Source organism: Streptomyces sp. NBC_00986, assembly GCF_045162565.1.
Classification (GTDB): Bacteria; Actinomycetota; Actinomycetes; order Streptomycetales; family Streptomycetaceae; genus Streptomyces.
On record NZ_CP108733.1, the window covers coordinates 6,174,348 to 6,187,995 of the forward strand.

At 69.7% G+C, this 13,648-nt stretch carries 13 protein-coding genes and 1 tRNA gene; 6 read left to right on the top strand and 8 right to left on the bottom strand.

The window, feature by feature from the left end:
- The first annotated feature begins 228 nt into the window (after window positions 1–228).
- The 6 genes from OG504_RS27435 to OG504_RS27460 all read left to right on the top strand — a co-directional run bounded on the left by OG504_RS27435 (window position 229) and on the right by OG504_RS27460 (window position 4,497).
- The gene (locus OG504_RS27435; protein ID WP_405996442.1) at window positions 229–1,215 is read left to right on the top strand and encodes an ABC transporter ATP-binding protein; all 987 of its coding nucleotides are present in this window, start codon (window positions 229–231) and stop codon (window positions 1,213–1,215) included.
- Window positions 1,205–2,113: an ABC transporter permease gene (locus tag OG504_RS27440; RefSeq protein ID WP_405992202.1), complete on the top strand. Its 909-nt coding sequence runs from the start codon at window positions 1,205–1,207 to the stop codon at window positions 2,111–2,113. Before OG504_RS27435 ends, OG504_RS27440 begins: the two co-directional genes overlap by 11 nt.
- Entirely contained in the window at window positions 2,110–3,021 is a 912-nt protein-coding gene (locus tag OG504_RS27445) for an ABC transporter ATP-binding protein (protein ID WP_366435073.1), read from the top strand. The genes OG504_RS27440 and OG504_RS27445 overlap by 4 nt, the downstream gene beginning before the upstream one ends.
- An 11-nt stretch (window positions 3,022–3,032) precedes the next feature.
- Window positions 3,033–3,752: an ABC transporter permease gene (locus OG504_RS27450; protein WP_365301098.1), complete on the top strand. Its 720-nt coding sequence runs from the start codon at window positions 3,033–3,035 to the stop codon at window positions 3,750–3,752.
- Window positions 3,753–3,831: 79 nt separating this feature from the next.
- On the top strand, window positions 3,832–4,071 hold the full coding sequence (locus OG504_RS27455) for a hypothetical protein (RefSeq protein ID WP_405992203.1): 240 nt from the start codon (window positions 3,832–3,834) through the stop codon (window positions 4,069–4,071).
- 339 nt (window positions 4,072–4,410) lie between these two features.
- Window positions 4,411–4,497: transfer RNA gene (locus OG504_RS27460), tRNA-Ser, on the top strand.
- A gap of 139 nt (window positions 4,498–4,636) precedes the next feature.
- On the opposite strand, the gene OG504_RS27465 is transcribed toward OG504_RS27460, so the two are convergent.
- The 8 genes from OG504_RS27465 to OG504_RS27500 all read right to left on the bottom strand — a co-directional run bounded on the left by OG504_RS27465 (window position 4,637) and on the right by OG504_RS27500 (window position 13,631).
- Window positions 4,637–5,440, bottom strand: coding sequence for an HAD family hydrolase (locus OG504_RS27465; RefSeq protein WP_405992204.1), 804 nt, complete (start codon window positions 5,438–5,440; stop codon window positions 4,637–4,639).
- Window positions 5,437–6,714 carry a serine--tRNA ligase gene (serS, locus tag OG504_RS27470; protein ID WP_405992205.1) on the bottom strand — a complete coding sequence of 426 codons (1,278 nt, stop codon included), beginning with the start codon at window positions 6,712–6,714 and terminating at the stop codon, window positions 5,437–5,439. The genes OG504_RS27465 and serS overlap by 4 nt, the downstream gene beginning before the upstream one ends.
- A gap of 562 nt (window positions 6,715–7,276) precedes the next feature.
- Window positions 7,277–8,209: a prephenate dehydratase gene (pheA, locus tag OG504_RS27475; RefSeq protein WP_033285492.1), complete on the bottom strand. Its 933-nt coding sequence runs from the start codon at window positions 8,207–8,209 to the stop codon at window positions 7,277–7,279.
- 72 nt (window positions 8,210–8,281) lie between these two features.
- Window positions 8,282–9,580, bottom strand: coding sequence for an iron uptake transporter deferrochelatase/peroxidase subunit (gene efeB / locus OG504_RS27480; RefSeq protein WP_405992206.1), 1,299 nt, complete (start codon window positions 9,578–9,580; stop codon window positions 8,282–8,284).
- A gap of 8 nt (window positions 9,581–9,588) precedes the next feature.
- Window positions 9,589–11,691, bottom strand: a complete 2,103-nt coding sequence (locus OG504_RS27485; protein WP_405992207.1) for a copper resistance CopC/CopD family protein — start codon at window positions 11,689–11,691, stop codon at window positions 9,589–9,591.
- Between the two features lie 15 nt (window positions 11,692–11,706).
- Window positions 11,707–12,153, bottom strand: a complete 447-nt coding sequence (locus OG504_RS27490) for a copper chaperone PCu(A)C (protein ID WP_405992208.1) — start codon at window positions 12,151–12,153, stop codon at window positions 11,707–11,709.
- A complete protein-coding gene (locus tag OG504_RS27495) occupies window positions 12,150–12,800 on the bottom strand; it encodes an SCO family protein (RefSeq protein ID WP_405992209.1) in 651 nt (216 codons plus the stop codon). Before OG504_RS27495 ends, OG504_RS27490 begins: the two co-directional genes overlap by 4 nt.
- A 93-nt stretch (window positions 12,801–12,893) precedes the next feature.
- A complete protein-coding gene (locus OG504_RS27500) occupies window positions 12,894–13,631 on the bottom strand; it encodes a YcnI family protein (protein WP_405992210.1) in 738 nt (245 codons plus the stop codon).
- Window positions 13,632–13,648: the final 17 nt, after the last annotated feature.

Here is a 13,648-nt window from a genome sequence, read left to right on the forward strand (position 1 = left end):
CACACCGACTGCGGTACGTGCTCGTAACTTGACACTCGTGAATGTGACAGTTGTTAGAGGCTGCGTCAATAGGTGTGATCTCTACCTGTGGACAACCGCGAGGGCCGGTCGCGTAGCTCTCAAGTAGGGGCATCCCCTACGGACCCGTACGCCTGGAGTCTGACGCGAGTACAGCTCTGCGGGGTGACGACCGCAGTGGTCCGCGTCACTACCTTCGTAGACGTGACTGTGATCGCGACCGAAAGCCTGAGCAAGCGGTTCCCACGGGTGACCGCGCTTGACCGGCTCTCCGTGGACGTCGGACCCGGTGTGACGGGGCTCGTCGGTGCCAACGGAGCCGGCAAGTCAACCTTGATCAAGATCCTGCTGGGGCTGTCCCCCGCCTCCGAGGGCCGAGCCGAAGTGCTCGGCCTCGATGTCGCCACCAAGGGTGCCGACATCCGCGAGCGCGTCGGGTACATGCCGGAGCACGACTGTCTGCCGCCCGACGTCTCGGCCACCGAGTTCGTCGTCCACATGGCGCGCATGTCCGGCCTGCCGCCCACCGCGGCCCGCGAGCGCACCGCGGACACCCTGCGCCATGTCGGTCTGTACGAGGAGCGCTACCGCCCCATCGGCGGCTACTCGACGGGCATGAAGCAGCGCGTCAAGCTCGCGCAGGCCCTCGTCCACGACCCGCAGCTGGTCTTCCTGGACGAGCCGACCAACGGCCTCGACCCGGTCGGCCGCGACGAGATGCTCGGCCTCATCCGCCGTATCCACACCGACTTCGGCATCTCGGTCCTGGTGACCTCGCACCTGCTGGGCGAGCTGGAGCGCACCTGCGACCACGTGATCGTGGTCGACGGAGGCAAGCTCCTGCGCTCCAGCTCCACCACGGACTTCACCCAGACCACGACGACCCTGGCGATCGAGGTCACCGACACCGACGAGCACCCGGACGGCACCCGCGCGGTGCGCGACGCGCTCCACGCGCGCGGGGTGGACACCCATGACGGCAGCGGCCTGCCCGGCGCGGGCCACGTCCTCCTCCTGACGGCCACGGGCGAGGAGACGTACGACGTGGTCCGGGACGCGATCGCGGACCTCGGCCTCGGACTGGTGCGTATGGAGCAGCGCAGGCACCACATCTCCGAGGTCTTCACCGACACCGGCACCGACACGGGCGCCGGCCACGACGCAGAGCGGAAGGAGGCCGTAGGCCATGGCAATTGACCAGCCCCTGGTCCCCCAGCCGGGCGACCAGACCCGTATCCACAACATCGGCTACCGCCACTACGACGGCCCCCGCCTGGGCCGCGCCTACGCCCGCCGCTCCCTCTACTCGCAGTCCCTGCGCGGCTCCTACGGCCTCGGCCGCTCGGTGAAGTCCAAGGTGCTGCCGATGCTGCTGTTCGTGGTCATGTGCGTGCCCGCGGCCATCATGGTGGCCGTCGCGGTCGCCACGAAGGCCAAGGAACTGCCCGTCGACTACACGCGCTACGCGATCATCATGCAGGCCGTCATCGGCCTCTACGTCGCCTCACAGGCACCCCAGTCGGTCTCGCGCGACCTGCGCTTCAAGACCGTGCCGCTGTACTTCTCGCGGCCGATCGAGACCGCCGACTACGTGCGGGCCAAGTTCGCGGCCCTGGCCTCGGCCATGCTCATCCTGACCGGGGCTCCGCTGATCGTGCTCTACGTAGGCGCCCTGCTCGCCAAGCTGGACTTCGCCGACCAGACCAAGGGCTTCGCCCAGGGACTCGTCTCCGTGACCCTCCTCTCGCTGCTCTTCGCCGGCATCGGCCTGGTCATCGCCGCGGTCACCCCGCGCCGCGGCTTCGGCATCGCCGCCGTCATTGCCGTACTGACCATCTCCTCCGGCGCCGTCTCCACCCTCCAGGCGATCGCCGACGCGCAGAACTCCACGAGCGCCATCCCCTGGATCGGCCTCTTCTCGCCCGTCACCCTCATCGACGGCCTGCAGTCGGCCTTCCTGGGCGCGAGTTCGGCGTTCCCCGGAGGCGTCGGCCCCAGCCACGCCGAAGGCGTGGTCTACGTCCTCGCCGTCCTGGGCCTCATCGCCGCGACCTACGGCCTCCTGATCCGCCGCTACCGGAAGGTGGGCCTGTGACCACGCTCTCCATCGACCACGTCTCCCGCTGGTTCGGCAACGTGGTCGCCGTCAACGACATCACCATGAACGTCGGTCCCGGCGTCACCGGACTCCTCGGCCCCAACGGCGCCGGGAAGTCCACCCTCATCAACATGATGGGCGGCTTCCTCGCCCCCTCCACCGGCACCGTCACCCTCGACGGCCAGCAGGTCTGGCGCAACGAACAGATCTACAAGCACATCGGCATCGTCCCCGAGCGCGAGGCGATGTACGACTTCCTTACGGGACGCGAATTCGTCGTCGCCAACGCCGAGTTGCACGGCCTCGGCGCCAAGGCGGCCCAGAAGGCGCTGGCCACGGTCGAGATGGAGTACGCGCAGGACCGCAAGATCTCCACGTACTCCAAGGGCATGCGCCAGCGCGTGAAGATGGCCAGCGCCCTGGTGCACGACCCGTCGCTGCTCCTCCTGGACGAGCCGTTCAACGGCATGGACCCGCGCCAGCGCATGCAGCTCATGGACCTGCTGCGGCGGATGGGCGACGAGGGCCGCACGGTGCTGTTCTCGTCCCACATCCTCGAAGAGGTCGAGCAACTCGCCTGGCACATCGAGGTGGTGGTGGCCGGACGGCACGCGGCCAGCGGCGACTTCCGCAAGATCCGCCGCCTGATGACCGACCGCCCGCACCGCTACCTGGTCCGCTCCAGCGACGACCGCGCCCTCGCGGCCGCGCTGATCGCCGACCCGTCGACGTCCGGCATCGAGGTCGACCTCGCCGAGGGCGCGCTGCGCGTCCAGGCCGTCGACTTCGGCCGGTTCACGGTCCTGCTGCCCCGGGTGGCCAAGGACCACGGCATCCGGCTGCTCACGGTCTCGCCGTCCGACGAGTCCCTCGAGTCCGTCTTCTCGTATCTCGTCGCGGCGTAGGAGGCCAAGAGATGTACGACCCCACAGTCGCCCGACTCACCTACCGGGCCCTGCTCGGCCGGCGCCGGGCCCTCATCCTGGGCGCCCTGCCCTTCCTGCTGATCATGATCTCCGTAGTGGTGCGCGGCCTCACCGGCGCCGACGACCAGACAGCGGTCGACGTCCTGGGCGGGCTCGGCCTCGCCACGATGGTGCCGATCATCGGCGTCATCGCGGGCACCGGCGCGATCGGACCGGAGATCGACGACGGCTCCGTGGTGTACCTGCTGTCCAAGCCGCTGAAGCGGCCCACGATCATCTTCACCAAGCTGATCGTGGCGGTCGCCGTCACCATGGTGTTCTCGGCGGTCCCCATGCTGATCGCCGGCCTCATCCTGAACGGCAACGGCCAGCAGATCGCCGTCGCCTACACGGTGGCCGCCCTGGTCGCCTCCATCGCCTACGCGGCGCTCTTCCTGCTGCTCGGCACGGTCTCCCGGCACGCGGTGGTCTTCGGACTCGTCTACGCCCTCGTCTGGGAAGCCCTGTTCGGCTCCCTGGTCGCCGGCGCCCGCACGCTCAGCGTCCAGCAGTGGTCCCTGGCCGTCGCCCACAAGGTCGCCGGCGGAGACCTGGTCACCTCGGACGTCGGACTGACCACGGCCACGGTGTTCCTCGTCGCGGTCACCGCCGGAGCCACCTGGTACGCGGGCCAGAAGCTGCGCTCGCTGAAGCTCGCCGGCGAGGAATGACAGGTCCTGATCTTGACGGGGGCTTCATCTCCGTCCGGGCACACTGGGCAAACGGGACGCACGGCTAGGAGGAACGGGGATGGCCGGAGAGGCGACGTACGGCGGCGGACAGGCGGAGTCCGGCGACGGCTGGGACAAGCTGGTCCTGGACGACGACTTCATACGGTCCGCCGAGACGGCCGAGCCGTCCGCCCGGGCCCGGATGCTCGCGGCGCGCTGGCGCGCGGAGGCGCCCGAGCCGCAGCCGTGGCGCTCGGACGAGCCGCCTGCTGGGTGGTTCTTCAGCAAGGCTCGGCGGCGGAAGTGGCGGCGGCGGTAGGGGTTCTTGCCGGGCGCGTAGTCGTTTTCTGCGGGCCGGTGGGGGGCTGGTCGCGCAGTTCCCCGCGCCCCTATGGGGCACTTGCCTGAGCCCTGGTTAATTGAGTGGCGTCCAACTCGGCTTACAGGCACAGTTGTTGTGTCGACGCCGGATCAGCTGGCGCCACTGACTGGGAGAGGAGCTGGACGATGTCGATGCACGACAGGACGTCCAACTCCCTTCAGGGCAGCCCGCGGCGGTCTCCGGAGTAGTTACCCTCCGTCGAGTCGCCCACCACGGGGAGCTGCCCGGGGCGGCCGCTTCGAGCACGCGACTCATTATCGCGTGGGCCGCCCTCCCGGAGGATTGGCCGAGTGGTAAGGCACTGGCTTGCTAAGCCATGGTCGGGTTGAAAAGCCCGCGCACGTTCGATCCGTGCATCCTCCGCAAGACGTCGTCACTGGGACCGGGCGGCACTCCAACCCGGGGCACGTGGTCCCACCCAAGGGGCGCGGGGCCGTGTCGACTTGCGGCTCCGCCGCGTGGGCGCGACCAGCCCCCACCGGCGCGCAGCCATACGACGACCTCAGCCCAGCAGTCGCTCCAACACCACCGCGATCCCGTCCTCCTCATTCGAAGACGTCACCTCGTCGGCCACCGCCTTGAGTTCCTCATGCGCGTTGGCCATCGCCACACTGTGGGCCGCCCAGGCGAACATCGCGATGTCGTTGGGCATATCGCCGAAGGCAATCGTGTCGGCGGACTTCAGACCCAGACGGCGGGCCGCGAGGGACAGCCCCGTGGCCTTGGACAGGCCGAGCGGGAGGAGCTCGACGATCCCCGCGCCGGCCATCGCGACCGAGACGAAACCGCCCGCGGCCCGCTGCGCCGCCTCGGCGAGCTGGTCGTCCGTGAGGGTCGGGTGTTGGATGTAGATCTTGTTCAGCGGCGCCGCCCACAGCTCGGACACGTCCGAGAGGGGCGTCGACGGCAACGAGCCCGTGACCGCGTACCCGTCGCCGACCAGCACCTCGCCGTCCAGGCCGTCCCGGCTCGCCGCGAGGTACAGCGGGCCGACCTCCGCCTCGATCTTGGCGAGTGCCACACCGGCGAGCTGGCGGTCCAGGGTGACCGAGGTCAGCAGGCGGTGCTCCCCGGCGTCGTAGACCTGGGCGCCCTGGCCGCAGACCGCGAGGCCCTCGTAGCCGAGGTCGTCGAGGATGTGCCGGGTCCAGGGGACCCCGCGGCCGGTCACCACGATGTGCGCGGCGCCGGTCTCCGCGGCCGCCGCGAGGGCGGTGCGGGTGCGCGGGGAGACCGACTCGTCGGAGCGCAGGAGCGTTCCGTCGAGGTCGGTCGCGATCAGCTTGTACGGGAAGCCGGTGCTCACTTGGCGATCGGCTCCAGCAGCTCACGGCCGCCCAGGTAGGGACGCAGCACCTCGGGCACGCGCACGGATCCGTCGGGGAGCTGGTGGTTCTCCAGGATCGCCACGATCGTCCGCGGTACGGCGCACAGCGTGCCGTTGAGCGTGGCCAGCGGCTGCACCTTCTTGCCGTCGCGCAGCCGCACGGACAGCCGGCGGGCCTGGAAGCTGTCGCAGTTGGAGGCCGAGGTCAGCTCACGGTACTTGCCCTGGGTGGGGATCCACGCCTCGCAGTCGAACTTGCGGGACGCCGACGAGCCCAGGTCGCCCGAGGCCACGTCGATGACCTGGAAGGGCAGTTCGAGGGCGGTGAGCCACTGCTTCTCCCAGTCCAGGAGCCGCTGGTGCTCGTTCTCCGCGTCCTCGGGGAGGACGTACGAGAACATCTCCACCTTGTCGAACTGGTGCACGCGGAAGATGCCCCGCGTGTCCTTGCCGTAGGTGCCGGCCTCGCGGCGGAAGCACGGGGAGAAGCCCGCGTAGCGCAGCGGCAGCTTCTCCGCGTCGAGGATCTCGTCCATGTGGTAGGCCGCGAGGGGGACCTCGGAGGTGCCGACCAGGTAGAAGTCGTCCTTCTCCAGGTGGTACACGTTCTCCGCGGCCTGGCCGAGGAAGCCGGTGCCCTCCATGGCGCGCGGGCGGACCAGCGCCGGGGTCAGCATCGGGATGAAGCCGGCCTCCGTGGCCTGCGCGATCGCCGCGTTGACGAGCGCCAGCTCCAGGAGGGCGCCGACGCCGGTGAGGTAGTAGAAGCGCGAGCCGGAGACCTTCGCGCCGCGCTCGACGTCGATGGCGCCGAGCGCCTCGCCGAGCTCCAGGTGGTCCTTGGGCTCGAAGCCCTCGGCGGCGAAGTCGCGGATCGTGCCGTGCGTCTCCAGGACGACGAAGTCCTCCTCGCCGCCGACGGGCACGTCGGGGTGCACGAGGTTGCCGAGCTGGAGCGCGAGGCGCTTGGTCTCCTCGTCCGCCTCGTGCTGCTCGGCGTCGGCCGCCTTGACGTCGGCGGCGAGCTGGCCCGTCTTCTTGAGCAGCTCGGCCTTCTCGTCGCCGGAGGCCTTGGGGATGAGCTTGCCGAGCGCCTTCTGCTCGGAGCGCAGCTCGTCGAAGCGGACGCCGGACGACCTGCGCCGCTCGTCGGCGGACAGGAGAGCGTCGACGAGCGCGACATCCTCTCCACGGGCGCGCTGGGACGCGCGCACACGGTCGGGGTCCTCACGGAGCAGGCGAAGGTCAATCACGCGGAACAGGCTACCGGTGCCGGGTTCCGGCTCACGACTCAGCATTACGAACTGCGGCTTACATCCAGTTATGGGGTAATTGCGCAGAGTGTTCGCGCATGTCGATGCGTGTCAATGAAAAGGCGTCCCGCTCCCTGGAACGGGGCAGGCGCGTGGCGGCCTGTTGACCCGAATCCCTTGCGGGAAACGGGACTTGAGGTCGCGGTTGTCCACAGGAATCCACATCCCGGAAGAGTTATCCACAGGGTGTGCGAAAGATCTGTGGACATCGGAAGTGATCATTTCCAAAAGGTTTCGCGCGACGGGTAATTCCTGCCCCAAACGCACCTCCCACCCACTTTCGGGTGGAAATGCGTCGCTCCATAGGATTGCTCGAAGGAAACAGGTGGACGAAGAGTGACCTACGCCCCGGTGGACGAGTCGACGGCCTGTAGGGAGATTTGTCGACTGGATCGCATGTCGGTGTCGACTTGTCCCCAGGTCGAGAAGCGGACCTGTGGATAACTTCTGTGGATAACGAAGATACGCAGGTAGTACCGGGACGCTACACAGGTACCAGCGGTCAGAAACGGCCGTCCTGGCAGTGCGCGACCCAGTCGGCCGCGGCCAGGAAATCCTCGTCCGAGGTGGCCGGGAAGAGCGGCCGCACCCCGTCCACGCCGACGTCCGCGCGCGGGTACGAACCGAGGAAGCGCACCTGGAGACAGATCCGCTTGAGCCCGGCCAGCGCCTCGGCGACCCGGCGGTCGGAGATGTGGCCCTCGGCGTCGATGCAGAAGCAGTAGTTGCCGATGCCGGCGCCGGTCGGACGGGACTGCAGCAGCATGAGGTTGATGCCCCGGGTGGCGAACTCGCCCAGCAGGTCGCGCAGCCCGCCGGGGTGGTCGTCGCGCTGCCAGATCACGACCGACGTCTTGTCCGCGCCGGTCGGGGCCGCCGGGCGGGCGGGCCTGCCCACCAGGACGAACCGGGTCTGCGCGTTCTCCGCGTCGTGGATCTCGGTCTCCAGGGCCTCGAGACCGTACCGGGCGGCCGCGAACTCACCGGCGAACGCGGCGTCGTAGCGGCCCTCCTGGACCAGCCGGGCGGCGTCCGCGTTCGAGGCCGCCGACTCCCACAGGGCGTCCGGGAGGTTCGCCTTCATCCAGTTGCGGACCTGCGGCTGGGCGGCGGGGTGAGCGGAGACCGTCTTGATGTCGGAGAGCTTCGTGCCCGGCCTGACCAGCAGCGCGAAGGTGATCGACAGCAGCACCTCGCGGTAGATCATCAGCGGCGCACCGGCGACCAGCTCGTCCAGGGTGGTGGTGATGCCGCCCTCGACGGAGTTCTCGATCGGCACGAACGCGGCCTCGGCCTCGCCGGTGCGCACCGCGTCCAGCGCGGACTGCACCGACACGTAGGGGATCAGCTCCCGGGTGGCCGCCTCGGGAAGCGTCCGCAGGGCGACTTCGGTGAAGGTGCCCTCAGGGCCGAGATACGCGTAGCTGGCTGGCATGACCTCACCCTAATGGGCCTTGCGAAACCGGGCGCACGCTTCCTCGATGGGCCACTCGTGAGGGCGACGGCCTCACCCCTCCAGCAGCCGCTGCCCCACGTACTCGCCCTCCGCCGCCCCGCCCGGCACCGCGAACAGGCCGCTCGCCTCGTGCCGGATGTACGTCGACAGGGCGTCCCCGCGGTCGAGTTTCCGCTGCACGGTGACGAAGCCGCGCAGCGGGTCCGCCTGCCAGCACACGAAGAGGAGCCCGGCGTCCGGGGTGCCGTCGGCGGCGATGCCGTCGTGGTAGGAGAAGGGGCGCCGGAGCATCGCCGCGCCGCCGTTCTGGTCGGGGCGGGCGATCCGGGCGTGCGCGTTGATGGGGACGACCAGGGCGCCCTTCGCGTCGGTCTTCTCCAGGTCCATCGCGGTCGTCTCGCCGCCCCCGGACAGCGCGGCGCCGTTGGACTTGCGGCGCCCGATGACGTTCTCCTGGGCGCCGGCCGAGAGCTTCTCCCAGTCGTCGAGAAGCATGCGGATCCGGCGTACGACGGCGTAGGAGCCGTTCGCCATCCACGCCGGGTCGGTCGAACCGGACGCCGGCACGAAGATCCGCTTGTCGAAGTCGGACTCGGTCGGCTTGGGGTTGCGGGTGCCGTCGAGCTGGCCCATCAGATTGCGGGCCGTCATCTTGTGGGCCGTGGCGCCCGGCGTCCGGTTGAAGCCGTTCATCTGCCAGCGGACCTTGGCCGCGCTGCCCGCGTCCTTCTGGATCGTGCGCAGGGCGTGGAAGGCGACCAGCGCGTCATTGGCGCCGATCTGCACCCACAGGTCGCCGTTGCTGCGCGCCTTGTCGAGGTGGTCGGAGGAGAAGTCGGGCAGCGGGTCGAGGGAGACAGGCCGCTGCTTCTCCAGCCCCGTACGGGAGAAGAAGGAGTTGCCGAAGCCGAAGGTGATCGTCAGCGACGAGGGCCCCGCGTCCCGGGCGACATCCGTGTCGTCCTGCGCCGCCGCCTCGCCCGCCATCAGCCGCTGGGCGGTCGTCGACCAGCGGCGCAGCAGGGCCGCCGCCTCCTTGCGGCTCGCGCCCGCCGCCAGGTCGAAGGCGACGAGGTGGCCGCGCGCCTGGAGGCCCTCGGTGATGCCGGGCTGATGTTTCCCGTGAAACATTGCCATGTCCTCGCCCAGCGAGGTCAGCGGTGTGGCCCCGGCGGGCGCGGACGCGTACCCCACGGCCCCGCCCGCCGCACCGAGCACGAGCCCGGTGGCACCGGCCGTACCGAGGAGCCGTCGGCGGGAAATGCCCTCCCCTGGGGAGGCGTTTTCGGAAACGGCCTCCCCGGGGGATGCCTCTGCGATGCGGGCCTCGGGAATGGACTGGTCAGGCATGGCGTGGTTCAGCCGATCTGCGCGTTCTTGTCGACGGTCGTCTGGTCGATGTCGGAGGTCCGCACGGTCACCGAGATCTTCCAGTCGCCCGCCATGGGGATCTGGATTCCGTTCGCGGCCCAGTGCCCGGTGGTGATGCGGTCGGGCGTCACGGGCAGCGGGCCGATCTTCTTCGCCGCCAGGGTGAAGGCGACCTTCACCTCGGGGACGTCGAAGGCCCGGCCGTTGGGGCGCTGCACATAGACGTGCATCTCGTTGCCGCCCACGCGCGCGGGGTCGAGGTCGAGGCGTATGACGCCCTTGCCGTCCGTGCCCCCGGTGTCGAACGACATGTCCAGGGTCAGCGCGCCGGCGGACGACGAAGAAGAGGACGAGGACGAGGACTTGGCCGCCTTGGCGTCCTCCTCCGTGCGGCCCGGTTCGGTGGCCGTCAGGGCCGTGGTGACGGCGAGGACGACGACCGCGACGGCGGCCTCGGCGAGCACCGAGCGGCGCAGCCCGAAGCGGACCGGGTCGGCGTCCCGCAGCCGCTTCTGCCGGGTGGAGTCCACGGCGGCCTGCTGGCGGGCGAGTTGGGCGGCGCGCTTGGAACCGCCGGGCGCCTCGGAGTCGCCGCCGCTGGCGGACACGGCCGCATCGGAATCGCCCTCGGCGGAGGTCGTGGCGCTGGAGACGCCGGTCCTCGCGGAGGTCGTGGCGCCGGAGACGCCGGCCTTGGCGGACGCGCTGGAGGTACCGGCCGCGGTGGAGGTCGTAGCGCTGGAGGCACTGGCCGCGGCAGACGCCGTAGCGCTGGAGTCGGCAGCCGTCGTGGACGCGCTGGCGTGCGCCTTCTCCTTCTCCGGCGTGCGTTCCTCGACGACTGTCCCGGCCGTCGCGGTGGTCTCCGCCAGCCGTCCCGTCCAGCGTCGCGAGATCGACGCGATGCCGACGAGCAGCGCCACGAGGCCGATCTTCACGAGCAGCAGCTGGCCGTAGCCGGTGTCGGTGAACGCCGACCAGGAGCCGAGCTGGCGCCAGGACTGGTAGATGCCGGTCGCGACGAGCGCGAGGACGCTCCCGAAGGCGATGCGCGAGAAGTTCTGTACGGCCGTCCGCCCGACGAGGTTGTCGGCGGGCGCCCGGTAGAGCGCGACGAGGAGGGCGGAGAGGCCGCCGAGCCAGGTCGCGACGGCCAGCAGGTGGACGACGTCGACGGGCATCGCGATGCCCGGCTGCAGTCCGGTCGAGGCGTGCTCGGCCAGCGCCCAGCTCGCCGCGAGCCCGGCGGCCACCACACCGCCGCCGATCGCGAGACCGAAGGTGAGGTCCCGCTTCTCCTCGTCCTCCCGCTTGTCGTACGCCCCGAAGAGCACGGCGATGAACAGCGCGGCGGCGGCGAGGAGAAGCAGCCGGGAGACGAGGGCCGCGCCGGTCTTGGTCTGGAGGACCTGCCCGAGGAGGTTCAGGTCGAAGATGTCGCCGACCTTGCCGGTGGTCGAGTACGAGCCGCGCAGGAGCAGCAGCCAGAGCGTGGCCGCGGTCAGCGAGACCCAGCCGGAGACCACCAGCCGCTGGAGGGCGCGCACTCCGGCGCCCCGCTGCCAGCAGGCCAGGATGAAGGCGGCGCCGCCGACCATGACGATGAAGCCGGCGTACGACATGTAGCGCCCGAAGCCGTACAGCCCGCCGACGAGCCCGCCGCCGACGTCCTGGTCGGAGACCGAGACGGTGGTCTTGGAGGGGGCGCCGACGGAGAAGGTGAAGGCGCCGGCGACGGGGTGGCTGTCGGCCGACACGACCTGCCAGGCCACCGTGTAGGTGCCGTCGGGCAGGCCACTGCGGACCTGGATGGCGTACGTCGTACCGCTGATGTTGGACGGTTTGCCGACGTCGACGCGTTTGCCCTTCGGGTTGAGCACGCGCAGCGAGTCGTCGTTCGTCGACACCTTCTCGGAGAAGGTGAGCGAGATCTGCGTCGGAGCCTTGTCGACCACCACCCCCGAACTGGGGTCGCTGCCGGTCAGCGCGGCGTGCGCGGAGGCGGTACCCGCCCCGGCGAAGAGCATGGCGGTGACAGCCAGGAGCAGCAGCACCAGATTGCGGACGCGGGGGGTGATGGTCGTCTTCAAGGTGGGGTCCCTCCCTCAGTGCCCGGTCGTGGGGTTGTACGTCGCCGACTTCACGGGCATCTCAACCGTGAGAGGGCCGGACTTGGCAAAGTGCAGCTTCACGGTCACGCTGTCGCCCTGCTTCAGCGTGTGCTTCAGCTTGTCGAACATCAGGTGGTTGCCCCCGCTCTTGAACACGAGTTGACCGTGTGCGGGCACAGCGAGGGACTTCACCTCCTCCATCGCCTGGCCGACGGTCTCGTGCACGGAGACCGGGCCGAGGTCGCTGGTGACAGAGGTCAACTCGTCCTTCGCGCCGCCCTTGTTGGCGATGTCCAGGAAGCCCGCCGCCATGTCCGAGACCGGCTGGGGCATGTAGGCCGAGTTGACGGACAGCTGGGCCTTCGCGTCGTCCGAGCCGCCGCAGCCGGTGAGGACCAGCGCGCCGGTCAGCACCGCGACGGGCACGGCGAACTGCCTCACGGCGTCTCCCCCTTGACGATCTTGGGGAGGTCCTTGGTGTAGTCGTCGACGGTGGTGTCCTGGCCGTAGAGCAGGTAACCGCCGTTGGTCTTCGGGGAGAACGCGACGACCTGGGTGCCGTGGACCGAGACGAGCTTGCCGTTCTTGTCCTTCGAGGTCGGCTCGATGGAGATGCCGATCGAGCGGGCGCCGGCCTGGATGGTGGCGAAGTCGCCGGTCAGGCCGACGAACTGGGTGTCGATGCCCTTGAGCCACTTGCCGAGCTCGGAGGGGGTGTCCCGCGCCGGGTCGGTCGTCACGAACACGACCAGCAGCTTGTCCTGCTCGGCCTTGGGCAGCGACTTCTTGGCGACGGCGATGTTGTTCATCGTCAGCGGGCAGATGTCGGGGCAGTGGGTGTAGCCGAAGTAGATCAGCGTCGGCCGGCCCTTGGTCTCCGCCCGGAAGTCGTACTTCTTGCCGTGTGTGTCCGTGAGGACCAGGTCCGGCTTCTCGAACGGGGTGTCGAGCACGGTGGCGGCCTGGGTCGCGGTGTCCTCGGAGACCACGGAGACGGGGCTCGTGCTGTCGTCGCCGCTTCCGCAGGCGGAGAGCGTCAGGGTGGCGGCGGCGAGCAGAACAGCCGCCGCGAACGTCTTCTTGCGCATAGAGAAATGTCCCAGTTGTGAGAGCTCCGGCGCGCACCGGGGTCGTACGCAAGAGTCGCACGGACCCCTGTGCGCACCATGAGCGGACGGGCCTCAGACGGTCGTACGCCGTCGGCCGGCGAGAACGCCGTACGCCACGCCCGCCGCGCCGACGGCGATGCCGACCACGCCGAGGACGCGGGCGGTGGTGTCGGAGGAGTCGGCGGACGACGAGGTGGAGTCGGCGGCGGTGGTCTCGGTCTTCTCGGAGGCGTCCTCGGCGGTCGCGCCGGAGGCCGAGGCGGAGGTCAGTGTGAGGGTGGGAGCCGGGTTCTCGGGCTCCTCCTCGCCGTCCTTCTGCACCTCGATCCAGCGCACGACCTGCTTGTCGGAGTACGTCTGCAGCGCCTTGAAGACGAGCTGGTCGGCGTCCGTGGGCAGCATGCCGACGGAGACCGGGAACTTCTGGAAGTAGCCCGGCTCGACGCCCTTGCCGGTCGCGGTCCAGGTGACCTTGGTGACGGCCTCGGTGATCGTCTCGCCGTGCATCTCGGCGGGCTTGGCGAGCTTCGACTTGGTGACCTTCACGGTCCAGCCGCTGATCGGCTCCGGCATCACGGAGGCGAGCGGGTGGTCGGTCGGGAAGTTCACCTCCAGCTTGGTGGTCGAGGCGTCGTCACGCTCGTTCGGGACCTTGAAGTCGACGACCGCGTAGCCGCCCTTGACGGCCGCGCCCTCCGGCTGCACGGAGACGTGCGCGAAGGCGGGGGAGGACAGCACGAGGACGGCCGAGCCGGCGACGGCAGCGGCGGCGACGACACGAGAGGTCTTCAAAGACTGCATGGACTTCATGGAAGGGAGCACTCCAC

Bases quoted from the DNA above. Each gene is read 5' to 3' on its own strand.
- OG504_RS27440 (WP_405992202.1), top strand. From the start codon at position 1,205: ATGGCAATTGACCAGCCCCTGGTCCCCCAGCCGGGCGACCAGACCCGT.
- OG504_RS27450 (WP_365301098.1), top strand. From the start codon at position 3,033: ATGTACGACCCCACAGTCGCCCGACTCACCTACCGGGCCCTGCTCGGC.
- OG504_RS27455 (WP_405992203.1), top strand. From the start codon at position 3,832: ATGGCCGGAGAGGCGACGTACGGCGGCGGACAGGCGGAGTCCGGCGAC.
- pheA (WP_033285492.1), bottom strand. From the start codon at position 8,209: ATGCCAGCCAGCTACGCGTATCTCGGCCCTGAGGGCACCTTCACCGAA.
- efeB (WP_405992206.1), bottom strand. From the start codon at position 9,580: ATGCCTGACCAGTCCATTCCCGAGGCCCGCATCGCAGAGGCATCCCCC.
- OG504_RS27495 (WP_405992209.1), bottom strand. From the start codon at position 12,800: ATGCGCAAGAAGACGTTCGCGGCGGCTGTTCTGCTCGCCGCCGCCACC.
- OG504_RS27500 (WP_405992210.1), bottom strand. From the start codon at position 13,631: ATGAAGTCCATGCAGTCTTTGAAGACCTCTCGTGTCGTCGCCGCCGCT.